Consider the following 21,166-nt stretch of genomic DNA (forward strand, 5'->3'; position numbering starts at 1 on the left):
TTTTAGAAAGATGCTAATTTTGAATTAAGAATTAAAAACAAGAAAAATGGAAAGAACAGAAATAGTTTTAGAAGGAAGAAAAGGAGAGATTCAGCTTTTCTCAGACGATCATAAAGCAGGTAAAATGGATATTTCAGTCATTGGAAAAAAACTGACTGTTTACCATACCGAAGTGAATCCGGAATATGAAGGAAAAGGTTTTGCAAAAATTTTACTGGAAAGACTGGTTTCCTATGCAAGAGAAAATGATTTGAAAATTTTACCGTTGTGTCCGTATGTACACGCACAGTTCAAACGTCATCCGGAAGAATATAATGATGTATGGTTGAAGGAAGAGCTATAGTGAGTTTGAGAGGCGGGTTTCGGGATGCGGGTTTTCGAGATTCGAGTTTGAGAATCGGAAGGTAATAGGGTTTGGGAGTCTTGAGCTAAAAAATAGAAGTGAAAGACAAACGATGCATAAAGCTACTCTCACGCTTATCAACCCGAATCCCGAAATCTCGCCTTCCATCATAATAACCAATTAACAATTTCAACACAATGAAACTTATCACAGGATTGCATCACGTAACGGCAATTACCGGCAATGCACAGGAAAATATAGACTTTTATACCGGAGTTTTAGGACTTCGATTAGTAAAAAAAACGGTCAATTTTGATTACTCAGATGTTTATCATTTTTATTTCGGTGACGAATACGGAACACCGGGAACCATTATGACCACTTTTCCCTATGGCAAAGATTTGATCAATGGAAGACATGGTAAAGGAATGCTCAATACCACTGCTTTTTCAGTTTCTTTAGAAGCCCTGGATTATTGGATGAATCGTCTGGAACAATTCAATATTCCTTTCAAGCAGCCGCAGCAAAGATTTTCTGATGAAGTTTTCATTTATCTAGAAGATTTTGACGGGCTAGGGCTGGAATTGGTTTTTAATGATAAAGACGAAAGAAAAGGATATTACAACGGCTATATTCCAAAAGATTATGCAATCAAAGGGATTCATCACGTGGAAATCTGGCAGGATGCTTATGAAAGAACAGCTGCACTTCTGACGACTCAGATGGATCATAAAGTGATCAAAGAAAGTCCTGACCGATTGAGATTAGGAACAGAAAATATGCCGGGGAAATATGTAGATTTGCTTTCTACTCCCAACGCTTTGAAAGGATTAGCCGGAAGAGGTACTGTTCATCATGTAGCTTTTGCCACTCCAGATGCAGAATCTCAGCTGGAAATGGTAAAAAGATTAAATGCATACGGACTGGAACATACTGAAGTGAAAGACAGAAAATATTTTACTTCTGTATATTTTAAAGAACCGGGAGGTGTTTTATTTGAAATTGCAACTTCCAGCCCCGGATTCGATGTAGATGAAGAGGCCGCATTTTTAGGAGAAGATCTCCAATTGCCGCTACAGTTTGAAAAAAGAAGAGAACGTTTGAATGAAGTTCTTCCCAAAATCGATTATCCAACAGAAAAATTCAGATAGAAATAATGAGTCATATTTTAAATATAAAAACAGCAGGCATACCATTGAATCAGGCAGAAAAAGCTTTGATCATGGTTCACGGACGTGGAGGAAGTGCTCAGGATATTCTGAGTTTATCACAGCATTTAAATGTAAAAGATTATGCTCTGTTAGCGCCACAAGCACTGAATCACACCTGGTATCCCTTCTCATTTATAGCACCCGTGGAACAGAACGAACCATGGTTGTCATCAGCCCTTGAAATGGTTGATGAAACAGTAAAAGCCACAGTAAAATCCGGAATTCAACCTGAAAATATCTACTTTTTCGGATTTTCTCAGGGAGCCTGTCTTACCCTTGAATTTTTAGCACGAAATGCTCAGAAGTTTGGTGGAGCAGCAGCCATTATCGGTGGAGTGATAGGAGATAAAATCAACCGTGAAAATTATAAAGGCGATTTTGCAGGAACTCCAATTTTTCTGGGAACCAGCAATCCGGATTTTCATGTGCCCGTAGAAAGAGTATATGCTACAGCCAATATTTTAAGAGAAATGAATGCGGAGGTAACAGAAAAAGTATATGCCAATTTCGGACATTTTATTAACGAGGAAGAAATTGAAATAGCTAATTCAGTGATATTTAAATAATTTAACCACAAAAGTCACAAAAGATTTGATAAGCTAATATTGAATTTCTGACAAGGACACTTAAGTTTTATAAAAATCTTTGATTTTTCTCTTATGTGATCTTTATATTGTATGTTATTAAACTGTATAAACATTTTAAAATAAAAACTTTGTGACTTTTGTGGTTATTACATTTTAAGTAATCAAGTAAAGTGGAGATTCCTACGGAATGACAAATATTACGTTTTATCTATCCGTACACTTTGTCATTCCGTAGGAATCTATCCAATGCATAAATTAACATTTAATAAAGATGAGCTTTAGCCCGCCTTACAATAAATAATCAATCCACTAGCTTTAGCCAAAACCTAAATAACCAGAATCTAAAAACTAACCTCTAATTTCTAACTTCTAAAAAACATGCACGAACAACTACTTTTAATATTAGGTCTTTTATTACTGGTTATGCTGCTGGTCATGCTGGCACAGCGGATCAAAATTGCCTATCCTATCTTTCTGGTTCTTGCCGGTTTGGGAATCAGCCTTATTCCCGGAGTCCCTGTTTTAAAGCTGGATCCGGAGATTATATTTCTGATTTTTTTACCACCTCTTTTATACGAAGCGGCCTGGTACACTTCATGGAACGATTTCTGGAAATGGAAACGTCCCATTAGTTTGTTGGCATTTGGATTGGTATTTCTGACCTCTCTGGTAGTGGCTTATACTTCACAAATGTTGATTCCTGGGTTTACATTGGCATTAGGGTTTTTATTGGGAGGAATTGTTTCGCCACCGGATGCTGTAGCAGCCACAACCGTCTTAAAAGGATTAAAAGTTCCCAAGCGTACGATTGCCATTCTGGAAGGAGAAAGTCTGATTAATGATGCCTCTTCACTGATTGTTTTCAGATTTGCTCTGGCAGCTGTAATGACAGGGGCTTTCTCAATGCATGAAGCGACTGGACAGTTTTTTCTGGTAGCAGGAATGGGTGTTGTCATAGGAATCGCAGGAGCGCATATTTTTTATGCTATTCACAGGTTTTTACCCACTACACCCGCTATTGATGCGGCACTTACTGTAATGACTCCTTATATTTTGTTTCTTTCAGCAGAGCATTTTCATTTTTCGGGAGTGATGGCTGTGGTGAGCGGAGGATTGTTTATGTCTTTCCGTGCTCATGAAATTTTTAAAACAGGAACCACTAGAATTAACATGACAGGAGTCTGGAACACCCTTATTTTTGTGATGAATGCTTTGGTTTTTGTATTAATAGGGCTCGAACTTCCGGATATCATCAATGGATTAGGGGGAATTTCTTTGATGGAAGGAATCAAATATGGTTTAATTATCAGTTTGATTGTCATTGTTGTACGTCTGTTGTGGATTTATCCTGTGGCTCATCTTCCAAGATGGTTCAGTGAAAAAGCTCGTCGTGATCCTAGTCCGGGATGGAAAAATCCGTTGATTATAGGCTGGGCAGGAATGAGAGGAGTGGTTTCCCTTGCAACAGCCTTGTCAATACCGGTTATGATGAATTCACAAACTGAATTTCCGATGAGAAATCTGATCATTTTTATCACATTCGTAGTCATTTTTGTGACATTGGTGTTTCAGGGACTTACCTTGCCTTTAGTTATTAAATTAACTAAAATAGGAGAGATTGATCATATCCTTCCTTCTCATGAACAGCAGGCCGGAATTCAGATGAGACTGGATAAACTTGCCGTTCATAAACTTGATAACGAATACAATGAAGCGGTGAACAGCAATGGTCTGCTGGAGAATCTTAAAAAGGCACTGGAAAGTGATATCAAACTTCACCAGAATCATTTAAGTTCTATTGAAATGTGTGCCAACAGGCAAAATGATATGGCAGAATATCACAAAGTAATGCTGGACATATTTGCCCTGCAAAGAAAGGAACTGTTTAAAATGAAACGAGAAAAACTCTTCAGTGATGATGAAATCAGAAAAGCAGAATCCCAACTGGATCTTAATGAACTGAAAATTACAGGGAATAAACATTTGTAGGAGCGGTTCGGAAGGTGGGTTTTGAGTTTGACAGTCGGAGGGTTTGAGAATATTAGAGTTGTTAGTGTGGAAGCGGGTTTCGAGATTCAGATTATTGAGTGGGAGCATTTGGAAGTAAAAGTGTTTAGATTCCTACGGAATGGACAAACTAAGCACTTTATTTATCCGCACACTATGTCATTCTGCAGGAATCTAAATATTGTATTTAATTATTGGAAAAGAACTCTCGATTAAGAGGATTTAAGAAATCTATTATTTTGCAATTTCGCCTATTCGCTATTCCGTCCTTTACTTAGGGAATATAAACATTAAACATTGAATTGTAAACTTTAAACCTTCAACAACATGAAAACATTACATTTTTTAGTCATTGGAAAAAACCAGGAAATTCTGGATACTTTAAAAAGAATTATAGAAAACAATGAAGGCTGGACAGCAGAAATCCAAAGCGATCAAGGTTTCTGCTATGAATACATAAAAAATAATAAAGTAGATATTGTCCTTTTAAGCTCTGGCTTAGAAGATGATTTTGAGAAAGATATAAAAATATTCTGTGCCGGTTTAGATAAGGACGTTAAAGTAATTGATCATTACGGAGGCGGAAGTGGACTTTTAAAGAATGAAGTTTACAGTCTTTTTCCTAATTTGCAGGGATAAACCTGACATTATGTTCGAAAATATCATCAAAAATATTACACGATTTATCTCCATCACTCCGGAAGAAGAAAAAACTTTTACAGATCTGCTTGTTTGCCAGTCGTTTCCAAAGAAAACGGTTTTACTCAGAGAAGGAGAAATCTGCCAGTTTGAAGGGTATATTCACAAAGGATGTGTAAGAATGTATTGTTTGGATGATAATGGTTCTGAAGTAACGTTACTGTTTGCCATCGAAGACTGGTGGATCAGTGATATTGCCTCATTTCAGGAGCAGAAACCTTCTAAAGTGTATATTGAAACGCTGGAAGATTCGGAAATCTATATGCTGAACCCTTCAACGAAAGAAAAATTATTGCAGGAAGTTCCTAAATTTGAAAGAGTTTTCAGAATGCTGGTTCAGAGAAATCTGGCAACCCTGCAGAGCCGACTGGTTAATACCATTTCCAAAACCGCATCAGACAGATACCTTGAATTTATCAAAGTATATCCTTCAATTCCACAAAGAGTAGCACAATATTACATCGCTTCTTATCTCGGTGTTTCAAAAGAATTTGTCAGTACCATCAGAAAGCGTCTTGCTTCAAAGGAGAAATAAATCTTAGTTTTTATACTTGCAGATTGCAGAGATTTGCATGGGTTTTACAGGTGTGAATATTCCTGTGAAATTATAGCCACCCATTTTATCGGAAATAAAATCCTGACGCCTTAAAAATATTTAGCTTAAAAAACAACTCGCGTCTTTGCGGTTTCCAACTATTCAGCTATTTTTTGACTTATCATTCATACAGAGATTCCTACGGAATGACACAATTGCAATTGCGGCCTTACCCATGCAGTTTGTCATTCCGTAGGAATCTAGTGAAGTTATCCTTTAAATTATTATACTGAATTGAATAGTTCCTAAGAGTAAAAAGATTCTTGCAATTTCCAAAAAACTGCAATCCACTTTAGTTATACTGCCGAATACAAAAGTATCCGGCATTTTTTTTTGCTGCAAAGTCATTTATTAAACTAGTTAAATGTGCAGGGTTTTTCAGCGCTCTACATTTGTCATATCAAAAACGAACAAATAACAACTGAGATATGGACAGAAAAGATTTTTTAAAAAAAGGATTACTGGGAACAGGAATGTTTGTAGCATCAGCTTCTTTGGCCAACGCTATGAAAAATGATATCGATGAAATTGAACCATTAGAACCGATCGGATATAATCACCTTCCTAATACAGAATCAAAAATAAAGGAAAATTCTGTAATCCACAGAGCAGACTCAAGAGGGAAAGCTGACCACGGATGGCTGTTGAGCCAGCACACTTTCAGTTTTGCCAATTATCACAATCCTGAAAGAATGCATTTCGGAGTATTGAGAGTCCTGAACGACGACAAAGTGGAAGCAGGCAGAGGTTTCGGAACACACCCCCACGACAATATGGAAATCATCAGTATTCCTTTAGAAGGTGATCTTGAACATAAAGACAGCATGGGAAATACGGCAGTGATCAGAAGTGGAGACATCCAGGTGATGAGTGCAGGAACAGGAATTATGCACAGCGAATTCAACAAAAACAGTGATCAACTGGTGAAATTCCTTCAAATCTGGATTTACCCGAAAAAGAGAAATGTTACCCCAAGGTATGACCAGATTACATTAGATAAAACAAAAGGTCACAATCAATTTCAGCAGATTCTTTCTCCTGATGCAGATGACGAGGGTGTATGGATTCATCAGGATGCCTGGTTCCACCTGGGAACTTTTGAAGAGAATAGAGAAACCCATTACCAGATCAGAAAAAAAGGAAATGGAATCTATGTTTTTATCCTTAAAGGAAGCGCAGAAATAGGTGGTGAGATCATAGAAGAACGTGATGGATTCGGAGTCTGGGATATTCAGGAAATTACGATCAAAACCCTTCAAGAAGGTACAGAAATCCTTTTGATGGAAGTACCGATGACATTATAAATAAAAAATTCAACAGAAATAACAACCCTTAAATTTTAAATAATTATGAAAAAATTAATCCTATCATTTGCAGCTGGTTTATTATCATTAACTGCATCAGCTCAAAACCCTGGAAAATCATTATTAAACCCTACTAATCACGCAGTAGTGCTTATAGACCACGAAGGACAAATGGCTTTCGCTACAAAAAGCATCAGCATGGAAGAATTAAGAAATAATGTGGCATTGGTAGCAGGAGGATCAAAAATATTCAATGTTCCTACAGTGGTAACGACAGTGGCAGAAAAATCATTCAGCGGACCTGTTTTCCCTGAAATTTCAGAAGTATATCCTGAAGCAACAAGCGGTTATATAGACAGAACTACTATGAATACATGGGAAGATGTTAACGCTCACAAAGCCATTACAGGAAAAAATAAAAAGAAACTGGTTTTTGCAGGATTGTGGACAAGTGTATGTATCGTAGGACCTGTATTATCAGCGATTGACGAAGGTTATGATGTATATGTGGTAACGGATGCTTCAGGTGATATCTCCAAAGAAGCGCATGATCAGTCAATCACCCGTATGGTTCAGGCAGGAGCACACCCAATTACTTCTGTTCAGTATGTGTTGGAACTGCAGAGAGACTGGGCAAGAAAAGAAACCTACAAACCGGTTAATGACTTAATGAAAAAACACGGAGGAGCTTACGGTATTGGAATTCAGTATGCTCAGGAAATGTTAAAACATTAATGATGTCTGTTTCGGCAGGCTGAAAGCCTGCCGAAACCTTCAACCTTAAATATTGAAATAATGAAACTACTGAATATACTTACTCTTTCCACAGTTTTGGCGGCAGGACTCCTGAATGCTCAGAAAGCAGACATGATTATCACCAACGGGAAGATTACCACAATGGATGATAAAAATCCTGAAGTACAGGCTGTCGCCATCAAAGACCATAAAATCTTACAGGCAGGAACCAATGCCCAGATTTTAAAATTAAAAAACAGTAATACAAAAGTCATTGATGCCAAAGGAAACAGAGTGATTCCCGGTTTGTTTGACAGCCATTTGCATGTGATCCGTGGAGGAAGATTTTACAATACAGAACTTCGTTGGGATGGCGTGAAATCTTTAAAAAGAGCTTTGGAAATGTTGAAAGAACAAGCTCAGAGAACACCGAAAGGACAATGGGTAAGGGTCATCGGAGGCTGGAATGAATATCAGTTTGAAGAAAAAAGACTTCCCACACTGGCTGAAATTAATGAGGCCACAGGAAATGTTCCCACATTCATCATGTATCTTTATGGGAAAGCATGGCTAAACAAAGCAGGATTACAAGAACTGAATATCAACGGAGATACTCTAAATCCGGCACAGGGACTTATTGAAAAAGACAATAATGGAGTTCCCACAGGATTATTGGTTGCAGAGCCTAACGCATTCATCCTTTATTCAACATTGGCCAAATTACCGGAGTTGAAAGAAGAAGAAAAAATAAACTCAACCCTCCAGTATATGACGGAACTGAACAGATTAGGGATAACGGCTGTAATGGATGCAGGAGGAGGATTCCAAAATTTCCCTGACGATTATGGAACAACAGATCAGCTGAACAAAGAAGGAAAAATTACCGTTCGCTTACCTTACTATTTATTTGCTCAAAAGAAAGGTTCTGAGCTTGCAGATTATACCAAATGGATAGGAATGGTAGAGATTGATGATCATGGCCACAATGATTTTAATGAAATAGATTACCATGTGAACGGAGGTGGTGAAAACCTGGTTTCTGATGGTGCCGATTTTGAAAACTTTCTTTTTCCAAGACCAGAACTTCCCGCTACCATGGAGAAAAATATGAAAGAGGTTGTAAGTCTTCTGGTAAAAAATAAATGGCCTTTCAGAATTCATGCTACCTATAATGAAAGTATCACAAGATTTTTAAATGTCATTGAGGAAGTCAACAAAGAAAATCCTTTGAACGGATTAGTCTGGTTTATTGATCACGCAGAAACCGTTACTGAAGACAATATGAAAAGAATAAAAACTTTGGGTGGAGGAATTGCAGTACAGCACAGAATGGCATATCAGGGAGAAAGTTTCATCCACAGATATGGTAAAAAGCCGGCTTTAGCTTCTCCTCCCGTGAAAAAAATGCTTGAAATGGGAATTCCTGTAGGATTGGGAACTGATGGAACAAGAGTAGCAAGTTACAATCCATGGGTTGCTTTATACTGGATCACCACAGGAAAAACCATCGGAGGAACTCAGGTGATGGGAAAAGAAAATACGCTGGACAGAAAAACAGCCCTATCCCTTTCTACTTATGGAGGTTATGAATTAATAAAAGACTATCAGAAAGGAAAAATACAAAAGGGATATTTTGCAGACCTTACCATTTTGGATAAAGACTATTTTGAGGTTAAGGATGAAGAAATCAAAAACATAACTTCAAAACTGACAATCGTAGATGGGAAAGTAGTTTACGGAGATGAAACCTACAAAACAGCAGCTCCAGCACCGCTTCCTGTCATTCCGGAATGGTCACCCGTAAAATATTACGGAGGCTATCAAACCCAATAACCAATAGTTGATCAAAAGTACAAAAATTCCCCTCCCTTGGAGGGGTGGCGAAAATTCAAAGAATTTTTGACGGGGTGGTCTTACCCATAAAAGCCTTCAATAGTAAAACAGTTACAACAATCATGAAAAAGTTAATTCATATTATCACAAACACCAATCCGGGAGAGAAACTAATCAATATTGCACTTTTAGTGTTCAGAGTTTTACTTTCAGTAGAATTAATCGTAGCCCACGGCTTAAAAAAAATAGGAGTAGGCGTTTCAGAAGCCGAGCAGGTTCCGAACCCGTTGCACCTTCCTGAAGCATTCAACAGTCTTTTTGCAGATGCTGCCAATCTCGTATTTCCGGTATTTGTAATCTTCGGGTTTTTCACAAGAATTGCCGTATTGCCGATCTTGGCTGTGACTCTTACAGGATATTTTATTCTTCATTGGAATGATGCATTACTGGTAAAAGATACTCCGTTTATGTACAGTTTGTGTTACCTGTTTTTATTATGGATGGGGGCAGGAAAATATTCAATGGATCATTATTTAACAAAAAAATCATCATGAAAAAACTGATTGCCATTGTACTGTTATTGCAGATTTTTATTCCAATTCAGCTCTTAGCTCAGTTTAAGCTGATGAGGTTTGATGAAGAGTATGCGGCATACAAAGACTCCGCAAAAACTTTTTATAACTCCATAAAATACATCCCGATTGCAGAAAACAATAACAAATATCTGTCATTGGGAGGAGAAGCAAGACTGGAATTTGTGGATTTTAATAATGAAGACTGGGGCAGAATGGGAATTGGAAGCAATCCTTTTCTGATTCAAAGATACACGATACATGCAGATCTGCATCTGGGCTCACGGGTAAGAATTTTCGGGCAGGTGAGAAGTGCATGGGAAAATGGAAGGAAAAATGGACCAAGACCGATTGATGAAGACCATCTGAATATTCAGAACCTCTTCATTGATGTCGATATCCTAAAAAATGATAAAGAAAAACTGACCGTACGTGCAGGAAGACAGGAATTGGATTATGGAAGCGGAAGACTGATCTCCGTAAGAGAAGGTCCGAATTTAAGACTCTATTTTGATGGATTAAAATTCATGTACAAAAGAGGAAATTTCAGATCGGATGCCTTTATGATGGCTGCCAGTGAAATAAGTCCGGGAGCGTTGGATAACAAATCTTCGAAATCAGTCAACCTTTGGGGAAGTTACAACACATGGATTATCCCCAAAAGCGGAAATCTGGAGCTCTATTATCTGGGAATTCACAGAAAAGATGTACGCTTTGAAGACGGACTTTCAGACGAAAACAGACATACTTTTGGCGGGAGATTCTGGAAATATGGCGGTGGCTTTATCTACAACTTTGAAGCAGCCTATCAGTTTGGCAATTTTAATAGAGGAAATATCAGCGCATGGACAGCTTCTGCAGATATCGGATATATGTTTGAAAATGTAAAAGGAAAACCCACCATCAATCTTAGGAACGATTATATTTCAGGCGACAGCAATAAAGGAGACGGAACATTAGGGACATTCAATCCTCTGTATCCGAAAGGTGGATATTTTGGATTTAATCCTCAGATAGGTCCGGTGAATTTAATTGATATTCATCCCTATGCAACGATTGATTTAGGTAAAAAAATAACGGTGCAGGCAGACGTAGTTTTCAACTGGAGATATTCTACCCAGGATGGAATTTACAGGCCCAGCGGGACATTAAACCTACCATCTTCAAACTCAAAAAAGAGATACATCGGAACGGCTTTCCTGGGAAGCTTTAATTATAAAATCAATTCATTTTTAACCTTTAATACAGGAATACAGTATTTCAATACCGGAGCTTTCATCAACGATGTCATCGATAACCACAAAGACGGACTCTTTATCAACTCCAGAATTGTATTTAAGTTTTAAAAAAATATAGGGAATTTGAAAGTTAATTGAACAATTATCCCACATCAATGTACCTTTCCATCTCAAAAACTACCTTTGAAAAAGCAAAAAATAGCCGGAGCAAAGCGACTTGCACCTTAAAAAAATAAAACAACAGCAAAAACTTAGTGCCTTTGCGTTATCCCAACAAACAAACATTAAAACCCGCATCTCTCAAAAAACTATCCCACATCAATGCACCTCTACATCACAGAAACTACCTTTGAAAAAACAAAAATAGCCGGAGCGAAGCGACTTGCGCCTTAAAAAATAAAACATCAGCAAAAACTTAGCGCCTTTGCGTTATCCAACAAAACACTCGCAACCCGCACCTCTCAACAAATTATTCCAGATCAATGTACTTTTCCATCACAGAAACTACCTTTGAAAAAGCAAAAATAGCCGGAGCAAAGCGACTTGCGCCTTAAAAAATAAAACATCAGCAAAAACTTAGTGCCTTTGCATTATCCAACAAAAACACACACAACCAGCAACAAAAATAACCAGCAACTAACAACAAAAAAATCTCATGAAAAATACAGTAAAACAATCACTGGTAATTGCAACGTTAGCATTCTCAACATTAAATTTTGCACAAACAACCACTGCAACACCTGCAAAAACAACAGCCATCGGAACATCCAAAACATGGGGAACTGTAGACGGTATCTCCATGGTAGGATTGGTACAGGGACCTTCTTCAGCAGATGCCCAGCTTCAGGTAGCCTGTGTTTTCGAATATACAGAAGGAGACATCTTCAATGCTCAGGCCTTACCTGCTAAATTGAACGGACTGGTTCATCTGGATGAAGCTTTAAAAGGAGAATTAACCAATATCAGAAAGGCAGGACAGTTTCAGGGACATTCTTTGGAAACCCTTTTAATTACACCTCCTGCAGGATCGATGTCTGCAAAGAAATTATTATTGATTGGCTTAGGCGACCGCAACAAGTTCACGCCAGATTTAATGACTTCCGTAGGAGAAGTAGCTGCCCGTGAAGCGATGAGATTAGGTGTTACCAACTTTGCCTTTGCCAGCGATCTGAAAGATGCCGGAATAGACTCTCCAACCGCTTTGGTAGCCGGAAATGTAGTGAGAGGAATTGTACATGCCAACCGTTCAGAAAATTACCTGAAAGAGCACAAATTATCTACCACCAAAAAATTAGAAAAAGTATACCTTCTGGCTGGCCCTGCCTTCTTTGAAACCGCAGGCGGAGGAATTGCTGATGCCATTACAGAAGCTCAAAAGAAATAATGAACCTAGTTTCATTACATTGTTGATTTAGCCTCCTTTTTTAAGGGGGCTTTTTTGTATAAATGATTGATTATCTACCCTAGTAAACAATTCATTTAAAAACAAAGTTTTAGCTTAAATGCTTTTAATTTTAAGGCAGCATGAATGTAGGATTTTCAAAATATCATTCTAAACTAAATGAAATGTAGCGTCATTTAATATCAGTAATATTCTTCCTTCGTCAGAATGACAAAGCGGATTGATGGAATATATTGTAAAACTTTACATCTTTATAATACAGAACCTAATTTCCTCTCTTTCAACTCTAAGACCTCAACCCTCAACTAAATTGGCAATGTCAAAAAAAATCCCGATTTTTGCACTCCTTCAATAAACCCGAGTTCATGAAATTATGTATTGCCGAGAAACCCAGTGTTGCCAGAGATATCGCCAAAGTATTGGGCGCTACCACGCCTAAACAAGGCTATATGGAAGGAAACGGCTATTGCGTGACATGGACGTTTGGACACCTTTGTACCCTGAAAGAACCTCATGACTACGGTCCACAGTTCAAATCCTGGAACCTTTTTTCACTGCCGATTATTCCCAACAGTTTTGGAATCAAGCTGATTCCGAATAAAGGCGTTGAAAATCAGTTTAAAGTCATTGAAAAATTGGTCGAAGAATGTGATGAGGTCATCAACTGCGGGGATGCCGGGCAGGAGGGAGAACTCATCCAGCGTTGGGTATTGCAGAAAGCAAAATGCAACAAACCTATCCAGCGTTTATGGATATCTTCATTGACGGAAGATGCGATTAAAGAAGGTTTTGCAAGCTTAAAACCTGCAGAAGATTATAAAAACCTGTATCTGGCAGGAAATGCCAGAGCTATCGGAGACTGGCTATTGGGAATCAATGCGACCAGACTTTTTACGAAAAAATTTGGGGGAAATAAAGCCGTTCTTTCCATTGGAAGGGTGCAAACTCCCACATTGGCCATGCTGGTGCAGCGTCAGAAAGAAATTGATGCCTTTACCACAGAAGAGTATTGGGAACTGAAAACCAAATATCGTGACGTTCTTTTCAATGCAGCGATTGACCGTTTAAAAACACTGGAACGAGCTGAAAAAGGATTGGAATATCTTAAAGTCAATCCATTTGAGATCGTTTCTTTCGAAATTAAAGAAGGGAAAGAAAAAAATCCACGACTTTTCGACCTGACCGGACTTCAGGTAGAAGCCAATAAAAAATACGGTTATTCAGCAGAAAATACACTGAATTATATCCAAAGTCTTTATGAAAAGAAGCATGTAACCTATCCGCGTGTTGATACCACCTATCTATCCGAGAGTTTATATCCGAAAATAACAGGGATTCTTCAGAAAATGTATCCTTATCAGGAGCTGATTGCTCCGTTACTGGAAGCTCCGATTCCAAAATCAAAGGCTGTTTTCGACGATACAAAAGTAACCGATCACCATGCGATCATTCCTACGGAAATTCCACCTTCTCAAAATCTGAGCAGGGAAGAAAAATTGATTTATGATCTGATTGCCAAACGTTTTATTGCCGTTTTCTATCCGGAATGTAAAATTTCAAATACATTGGTGGAAGGAAAAGTAGGAACGATTCCTTTCAAAACTAGTGGAAGACAGGTGCTTGAAGCAGGATGGAGAGCCGTTTATGCCAAAGAGCCTAAAGAAGAAGCTGCAGATAAAGACAAAGAAAAAGAGGAAGAACAAACCATCCCTGAATTTACTGTAGGAGAAACCGGACCACATGATCCTATGATTCACCAGGGAAAAACAACACCTCCAAAGCCTTATACCGAAGCAACCTTGCTGAGAGCCATGGAAACTGCCGGAAAACAGGTAGAAGATGAAGAGTTGCGTGAAATGCTGAAGAACAACGGAATCGGAAGACCATCTACCCGTGCCAACATCATTGAAACCCTTTTCAAAAGAAAATACATCGAGAAGAAAAGGAAAAACCTCATCGCTACCCAAACCGGAATTCAGTTGATTGATACCATCGAAGACGAACTGTTAAAAAGTCCGGAACTAACTGGTGAATGGGAATCCAAACTTCGTAAAATTGAAAAAGGAGAGTATGAAGCCAACCTTTTCAAAGAAGAACTGATTCAGATGGTTACCGAACTTACTGAGAAAGTAGTGTACGGAAAAGGAAAAGTAATTACCCTTCAGGAAGAAGAGAAAGAAGAAGTAAAGGAAAAGAAAAAAAGAGAACCTGCACAGAAAAAAGAACTTCAGTCCTGGGAAGAAACGAAATGCCCGAAATGCAAAGGACACAACCTGATCAAAGGAAAAACAGCAGTAGGATGTTCTGATTTTAAAAACTGCGGATTCAAAATTACCTTTGAAATTTTCGGTAAAAAATTATCCGATAAACAGCTTTTAGACCTTGTATTAAAAGGAAAAACCTCAAAATTGAAAGGCTTTACCACACATCCGGAAAACCTTGCAGAAGGTGTTTTAACTTTGAGTGATGATTTTCAGGTGCAACTTGGTTAATCAATAGTAAGTCTCACCTAAACATTATCCAACCATCTTAATTCACGATTCAGAAAAATCAGGTTAAATAGCATTCATTGTTGAGTGGAGAATACGGGATTCGAAACCGCAACCTTTTGACTGCCAGTCAAACACAATAGCTTTTGATATACGCTATTTATATGAGCTTCCTCTTCAAGGATAATGAAATGATGGCTAGAACTCTCTACACCGATAGATGATACAATTTTAGACATGATCACATTTTATCGGAGATAAAATCTTTGCGCCTTAAAAACATACAATTTGGAAAATAACTTGCGCGCTTGCGTTTTCCAACAATCTTCCGGCTTTTCATTTATACAGAGATTCTTACGGAATGACAAACTGTACGGATAAACTAAACGTTGTATTTGTCATTCCATAGGAATCCAGCCTTATGTTTTCACAGTTTTTTATATAAATATTCCAAGAGAAGAAGTGAGAATTCATAGGTTACCGGAACAACCTCTCGTACCAGCCTCCAACATCACTTTTAATTTCTTCATGATGCTTACATAAAATAACTGCCAGTTCCAGTTCTGATCTATCCGATTTATAAGGATTCAAAGTAAGAAATCCAAAGAAGTTTCCGTCCTGATCCAGAATTGCCGGAGGATAAGAAGCATAGGAATTCCATGGAGAATAGGCGCTGTACGTACTCCCATAATTTCCATATGTATTCCAGATGGATTTTGAACTGAAGACATTTCCGTAATCGCTGAACTTATTCCAGATCGAATTTTTATCAAAATTATCACAGTTTAGGCATCCCAGATACTGATCCTGATCTGCACCGCCATACAAATGTAATGTCTGTGCCTGAAAACAGAATCCTGCCAGTAAACCTAAAAGTTGTAAAAACCTTTTTAAACCCATCGTAAAGCTTTCCTGCAAATCTAACCTTTTGAACTGAAAAATTTTGATTATTGCTGAATAAAACGACACACAACAAAACGTTACAGGTTTTCAATACCTATAAGGTTTAAATATTCATATAGAGATCAAAGAGCAGCATAAGTTTATATCAGTTCCCTCAAAGCTTCCTGACACTGGAAATTTTTAATCTTTATATTCTTTAATCTTTAAATCAATTTCTACCTTTACATTCAAATTCAAAAGTAATGACACCAGAGAAAAGAAAACTCATCACAGACAGCTTCAACCGTTCGGAAACCTTGAAATTCTATAAAGCAGAACTGCTGGGAGTAGAAACCGATTTTATATCCATGAAAATCCCTAAAATGGAAATGATGACCAGAAAAGCAGGAATGTTTAACGGAGCGATGATAGCCTCTTTGGTTGATGTTTCTTCAGGATATGCTGCTGTGAGCCATTATCCGGAAGACTGTTATGTAGTAACCGTTGAATTGAAAGTGAATTATCTTCGTCCGGCAATGGGGGATGCTTTGGTTTCAAAATCCTATGTTATCAAAGGTGGAGGTAAAATTGTTGTCGTGAGAACGGAAATTTATGTTCAGACTGAAGGTTCGGACTCGGAAAGTCATGTAGCGACCTCATTAGTCACCATGATGAAAATAAAATAAGACGTTACGGGAAATAAAAGACAAAATATTCCTTCAATAAAGGGTTTCAAAGCATTATTTTTTCCGGAATGGAATGGCTTTTGCTCGACAAACCCCATAACATTAAAAAATATCACAATGAACTTAATTATCCGACTATTTATTACGGCAATTGTAGCTTATCTTTTAACTAAAATCTTGCCGGGAGTACATTTTGAAGGGTTTTCTTCAGCCATTATCTTTGCTATTGTGCTTGGGGTTCTTAATATATTTGTAAAGCCTATTTTAAGTCTGTTCGGACTTCCGTTAACGATCCTTACCTTAGGATTTTTTGCCTTGGTAATCAATGCCGGAATTATCCTGATTGCAGACTATTTCATAGACAGCATGGTTGTAGATGGTTTCTGGTGGGCATTTATTTTCAGTATATTATTGTCAATCGTAACCTCTCTTGCGAACTCAATGTTCTCAGATGGAGATTAATTAAAATCATAAAAGATCAAAATAAAAAAATCCGCTCGTTGAGCGGATTTTTTTATTTTTTAATGAACTTCAATAACACGAGGTCTTCTTTCGAATCTTTAAGTCTTAGAAAATAAGATCCCGAACTAAGCTGATTAACGGTAATTTCTTTTACAAACGGATCCTTTACAACAGTCTTTCCGGTCACATCTATAATCTCATATTCTTTGAAGTTCCGGTCAGTATTTAGTTTTAAAATATCTGAAACAGGATTCGGATAAACTTTGATTAAAACGTTGTTATTTTTAGATATCGATTCATTAGTCGTTAGAAATAAGCATGAAGGCGGAGTTGTTATTACACCATCCGTAAAATCATAATACAAAGTACTTCCCATCGGAATCAGATTAGTGCTGATGGTGGCAGGAATATTCTCAAATAGAGTGCAATTATTAAAACGGACATTGGCACTTTCAAAATCTTTTGTAGTTTTATACCATGATTCACATCCTGTAGGTTGCATGACAACTCCGGGCCAGAATGTATCCATTGCAAATCCGTCTATAGAATTGGGACTAACCATGTCAATCATTACGCAGCTTCCTGAAGTCCATGTAGAAGGGATTTTAAAATAAATAGCAGCTGTAGGAATATTTCCAGTGTAATACTTTTTACTGATTACAGGAGAAGAACTTCCTTGTCCGTTAACAAGAAATGCCTTGATCTCTTTATTCTGATCAATAGAAATCTGCACATTATTTACGGCAGAGGAAGAACTAATCGTCGGAGTGCTTCCGTCAGTCGTATAATAAATAGTCCCGTTTCCATTAATAGTGACCTGATAAGGATTATAATAATGATTGGGAAAAGGACTCATCGTAAGCTGTGAAAAAAAGAATGAAGACACACAAAGTGAAGAAAAAAGTATAAATTTTTTCATATTAAATGGGTATTAGTTTAGTTTTTATAAAATTAGTGAAATTCACTAGTAAATAAATTATTTATTTTTCAATTTTAGGAAACTTAAATGTTAATTCTTTAGTCCGTTTTTATTTTAAATATTAACTTTGGCAATCTTTGAATTTAATAAAAGGATGTAGGAAATCAGCTGATTTTGTACATCCGTTAAAAATGAATATCAACATATGAAACTTAAGTACAGCCTGCTGGCTTTGGCAGCTCCGCTTTTAATGAATGCACAACAAGTAATGACGCCTGAAATTCTTTGGACTTTGAAAAAAGTTGGGGTACAGGCAGTTTCACCAGATCAGGGTTCCCTTATCTACAAAGTAGGACAGGTAGACCTGAAAACAGAGAAAACGAAAAATGAGAACTATTTTCTGAATGTTCTTAATCATCAGTCTTCTAAAATTGATTTCGGTAAAAAAGCCCTTATTCAATGGGATAAAAACGGAATTTATGCGCAGGAAGGTGATAAAATCTATCTTTCTAAAGATGCCGGAAAAACCTGGACAGAATTTTATACGATTGGTGAAGCTGATAACGTTGTAATTTCTCCGGACGGGAAGAAAATTGCTTTCAGCAAGCAGGTATTGGTAGAAAAAGTGATGGGGAAAGATAAATTCAGTGATACTCCTAAAACGACAGCACAGGTTTACACAGATCTGAACCACAGACACTGGGATTATTTCAATGAAGGAAAATATAACCATGTATTTGTTGTGAATACAGCCGATAAAGTAGAAGGAGCGAAAGACCTTTTGGAAGGGAAAACATGGGATTCTCCTCAGAGACCTTTTGGTGGTGCTGAAGACTTTATCTGGAGCCCGGATTCTGCACAGCTTTTATATGTTACAAAACCTAAAAGTGGTAAAGAATATTCTACAAGCACCAATACAGATATCTTTGCTTACGATCTGGCATCTGGTACAACCAAAAACCTTACAGAATCCAACAAAGGATATGATGTAAACCCTAAGTTCAGCCCGGACGGAAAATCTTTAATCTGGCAGAGTATGGCCAGAGACGGATATGAAGCAGATAAAAATGATGTGAAAATCTTAGACTGGAAGTCAGGGAAGACCACTAATCTTACTTCAGGATGGTATGAAAGCGTTTCAGGAGATGTACTTTGGGGAGCCGATTCAAAAACAATCTACTTCACAGCAGCATTCAGAGGAACAAAACAGCTTTTTGCTTTGGATTCAAAATCAGCAAAAATACAGCAGATCACCAAAGGAGATTTTGACGTCAACGAAATCTTTACAGACAATAAAACTTCACTTTTAGTAGGAAGAACAGATGTAAACCATGCTACAGAATTATTCTCTGTAAACGTTAAAAACGGAGAGATGAAGCAGGTAACTGAAGCAAACAAAGAAACATACGCTAAGTTAGCTCAGGGGAAATCTGAACTTAAGATGGTGAAAACTTCAGACGGTAAAGAAATGGGGGTGTGGTTCCACTATCCACCGAACTTTGACCCAAATAAAAAATATCCTACTTTGGTATACTGCCAGGGTGGACCGCAGTCTGCTCTTACTCAGTTTTTCAGCGTAAGATGGAACTTTGCTCTTATGACTGCTAACGATTATATCGTAGTGGCTCCAAACAGAAGAGGGATGCCAGGCTGGGGAACAAAATGGAACGAAGAGATTTCAAAAGACTGGGGCGGACAGCCAATGAGAGATTATCTTGCAGCAACAGACTTTGCGAAAACTTTACCTTACGTAGATGGTGACAGAGTAGCAGCTGTAGGAGCTAGTTACGGAGGATACAGCGTATTTATGTTAGCCGGAATCCATGAGAACAGATTCAAAACATTCATCGCTCATGATGGTTTATTTGATATGAAATCCTGGTATCTGACTACAGAAGAACTTTGGTTTGCGAATTGGGATCTTGGTTCTCCATGGGAAAAACCACTTCCAAAAGCCTATACAGAATTCAACCCAAGTAACTTTGTAGAAAAATGGAACAAACCAATCATGATTGTTCAGGGAGGAATTGATTTCCGTGTTCCTTACGAGCAAGGGCAGGAAGCTTTCCAGGCTGCAAAATTAAGAGGATTAAAATCTAAACTGGTTTACTTCCCGAACGAAAACCACTGGGTACTTCATCCACAAAACGGATTGGTATGGCAGAGAGAATTCTTTGATTGGCTGAAGGAAACTTTATAAGATCAATAAAAATAAATATCAATAGGAGCGGGCTTTAGCCCGCTTTTTTTATGAAAAATATCCAATGGCTTTAGCCAAAATCTAAATAACCTGAGTTGTTTAAGGGAATTAATTCAGATTATTGGAAGCTGGAAGTAGCTGCTAATCTTAACATTGGAGGTTACCATAAATTAATGATATCACTGTTTAGAAAGATGAAAATGGCGACAACCCGTTTTTTAAGACCTCAATAACTTCCTTCTTCAAGCTCCCGGCTTCCAGCCAGATTAAAATAATTTAAATCTCTATATTTGAATATGCAAAACCGTATTTCTTCATTTCCACCCATCATTGACTCTCAGTCTGATATTCTAATTTTAGGATCAATTCCCGGGGTGAAATCATTGGAAAAGCAGCAATATTATGCCCATCCTCAAAATAAATTCTGGAAAATCATTTTTGAATTGCTGCACGAAGAATTTACTTATGATTATACTCAAAGAATTGAAACGATAAAGAAACATCATATCGCCCTTTGGGATGTCATTGATTCCTGTGAGAGAAAAGGAAGTCTGGATTCCGAAATCAAAAACGAAGAAGCCAATCAGATTGCTGAACTGCTGGAAAAACATCCGAATATAAAAGCTGTTTTCTGCAACGGTGGAAAGTCATACAAGAACTTACAGAAACTGCTCGGGAAAGATTATAAGCTGCCCATTTTTTTATTGCCTTCTACAAGTCCGCTTCATACCGTTTCCTTTGAAAAGAAACTGGAAGAGTGGAAAAGAATTCTTGAGTTTTTGAGGTAATTAGGAGTTTTGGAATTTGGGGTGCGAGATTCAGGTTATTGAGTGTGACTGTTGATGATGGGAGAGTTTGAACGAGGTGCCAGATTTTGTGATTCGGGATTTGGGTTTGAGAGTCGGAGAGTGAGAAGATAAAGCTGGATTCTTACGGAATGGCAAACAGAGCACTTTATTTATCCGCACACTTTGTCATTCCGTAGGAATCTAAATATCGTAT

Annotated in this window: 19 protein-coding genes; 17 read left to right on the forward strand and 2 right to left on the reverse strand. The window is 37.7% G+C overall.

Annotated elements, in window-relative coordinates; all coding sequences use genetic code 11:
- Positions 1 to 46 precede the first annotated feature (46 nt).
- The 13 genes from REB14_RS16965 (at position 47) to REB14_RS17025 (ending at position 15,018) form a co-directional block, all read left to right on the forward strand.
- On the forward strand, positions 47 to 343 hold the full coding sequence (locus REB14_RS16965; protein WP_047433770.1) for a GNAT family N-acetyltransferase: 297 nt from the start codon (positions 47 to 49) through the stop codon (positions 341 to 343).
- A gap of 197 nt (positions 344 to 540) precedes the next feature.
- Positions 541 to 1,494, forward strand: coding sequence for a VOC family protein (locus tag REB14_RS16970; RefSeq protein WP_309522783.1), 954 nt, complete (start codon positions 541 to 543; stop codon positions 1,492 to 1,494).
- A 5-nt stretch (positions 1,495 to 1,499) separates the two neighbouring features.
- A complete protein-coding gene (locus REB14_RS16975; RefSeq protein WP_309522784.1) occupies positions 1,500 to 2,120 on the forward strand; it encodes an alpha/beta hydrolase in 621 nt (206 codons plus the stop codon).
- Positions 2,121 to 2,519: 399 nt separating this feature from the next.
- Positions 2,520 to 4,130, forward strand: coding sequence for a Na+/H+ antiporter (locus REB14_RS16980; RefSeq protein WP_079242427.1), 1,611 nt, complete (start codon positions 2,520 to 2,522; stop codon positions 4,128 to 4,130).
- Positions 4,131 to 4,475: 345 nt separating this feature from the next.
- Entirely contained in the window at positions 4,476 to 4,787 is a 312-nt protein-coding gene (locus REB14_RS16985; RefSeq protein WP_079242425.1) for a hypothetical protein, read from the forward strand.
- Positions 4,788 to 4,797: 10 nt separating this feature from the next.
- On the forward strand, positions 4,798 to 5,382 hold the full coding sequence (locus tag REB14_RS16990) for a Crp/Fnr family transcriptional regulator (RefSeq protein ID WP_079242424.1): 585 nt from the start codon (positions 4,798 to 4,800) through the stop codon (positions 5,380 to 5,382).
- A gap of 488 nt (positions 5,383 to 5,870) precedes the next feature.
- Positions 5,871 to 6,746 (forward strand): pirin family protein, encoded by an 876-nt coding sequence (locus REB14_RS16995; protein WP_309522785.1) that lies wholly within the window; start codon positions 5,871 to 5,873, stop codon positions 6,744 to 6,746.
- A gap of 45 nt (positions 6,747 to 6,791) precedes the next feature.
- Positions 6,792 to 7,481 (forward strand): hydrolase, encoded by a 690-nt coding sequence (locus REB14_RS17000; RefSeq protein ID WP_309522786.1) that lies wholly within the window; start codon positions 6,792 to 6,794, stop codon positions 7,479 to 7,481.
- A gap of 60 nt (positions 7,482 to 7,541) precedes the next feature.
- Positions 7,542 to 9,314 carry an amidohydrolase gene (locus REB14_RS17005; RefSeq protein ID WP_309522787.1) on the forward strand — a complete coding sequence of 591 codons (1,773 nt, stop codon included), beginning with the start codon at positions 7,542 to 7,544 and terminating at the stop codon, positions 9,312 to 9,314.
- 122 nt (positions 9,315 to 9,436) lie between these two features.
- Positions 9,437 to 9,868, forward strand: coding sequence for a DoxX family protein (locus REB14_RS17010; RefSeq protein ID WP_309522788.1), 432 nt, complete (start codon positions 9,437 to 9,439; stop codon positions 9,866 to 9,868).
- Complete coding sequence (locus REB14_RS17015; RefSeq protein WP_309522789.1) at positions 9,865 to 11,232, forward strand: alginate export family protein; 1,368 nt, start codon at positions 9,865 to 9,867, stop codon at positions 11,230 to 11,232. Before REB14_RS17010 ends, REB14_RS17015 begins: the two co-directional genes overlap by 4 nt.
- Positions 11,233 to 11,779: 547 nt before the next feature.
- Positions 11,780 to 12,508: a M17 family peptidase N-terminal domain-containing protein gene (locus REB14_RS17020; protein ID WP_309522790.1), complete on the forward strand. Its 729-nt coding sequence runs from the start codon at positions 11,780 to 11,782 to the stop codon at positions 12,506 to 12,508.
- 383 nt (positions 12,509 to 12,891) lie between these two features.
- The gene (locus REB14_RS17025; RefSeq protein WP_079242416.1) at positions 12,892 to 15,018 is read left to right on the forward strand and encodes a type IA DNA topoisomerase; all 2,127 of its coding nucleotides are present in this window, start codon (positions 12,892 to 12,894) and stop codon (positions 15,016 to 15,018) included.
- A 474-nt stretch (positions 15,019 to 15,492) separates the two neighbouring features.
- Here the strand turns inward: REB14_RS17025 and REB14_RS17030 are convergent, their stop codons facing one another.
- Complete coding sequence (locus REB14_RS17030; RefSeq protein WP_309522791.1) at positions 15,493 to 15,933, reverse strand: hypothetical protein; 441 nt, start codon at positions 15,931 to 15,933, stop codon at positions 15,493 to 15,495.
- A 227-nt stretch (positions 15,934 to 16,160) separates the two neighbouring features.
- Here REB14_RS17030 and REB14_RS17035 point away from each other — a divergent pair, with 227 nt between their 5' ends.
- Both REB14_RS17035 and REB14_RS17040 read left to right on the forward strand, forming a co-directional pair.
- A complete protein-coding gene (locus tag REB14_RS17035) occupies positions 16,161 to 16,583 on the forward strand; it encodes a PaaI family thioesterase (RefSeq protein WP_079242415.1) in 423 nt (140 codons plus the stop codon).
- Between the two features lie 117 nt (positions 16,584 to 16,700).
- The gene (locus tag REB14_RS17040; RefSeq protein ID WP_047388083.1) at positions 16,701 to 17,045 is read left to right on the forward strand and encodes a phage holin family protein; all 345 of its coding nucleotides are present in this window, start codon (positions 16,701 to 16,703) and stop codon (positions 17,043 to 17,045) included.
- 52 nt (positions 17,046 to 17,097) lie between these two features.
- Here the strand turns inward: REB14_RS17040 and REB14_RS17045 are convergent, their stop codons facing one another.
- Positions 17,098 to 17,964: a chitobiase/beta-hexosaminidase C-terminal domain-containing protein gene (locus REB14_RS17045; RefSeq protein WP_309522792.1), complete on the reverse strand. Its 867-nt coding sequence runs from the start codon at positions 17,962 to 17,964 to the stop codon at positions 17,098 to 17,100.
- A 205-nt stretch (positions 17,965 to 18,169) separates the two neighbouring features.
- On the opposite strand from REB14_RS17045, the gene REB14_RS17050 reads away from it, so the two are divergent.
- On the forward strand, positions 18,170 to 20,164 hold the full coding sequence (locus tag REB14_RS17050) for a S9 family peptidase (RefSeq protein WP_309522793.1): 1,995 nt from the start codon (positions 18,170 to 18,172) through the stop codon (positions 20,162 to 20,164).
- A gap of 296 nt (positions 20,165 to 20,460) precedes the next feature.
- Entirely contained in the window at positions 20,461 to 20,952 is a 492-nt protein-coding gene (locus REB14_RS17055; protein ID WP_309522794.1) for a DNA-deoxyinosine glycosylase, read from the forward strand.
- Positions 20,953 to 21,166 lie beyond the last annotated feature (214 nt).

It is taken from the genome of Chryseobacterium metallicongregator (assembly GCF_031324065.1).
GTDB lineage: Bacteria > Bacteroidota > Bacteroidia > Flavobacteriales > Weeksellaceae > Chryseobacterium > Chryseobacterium metallicongregator.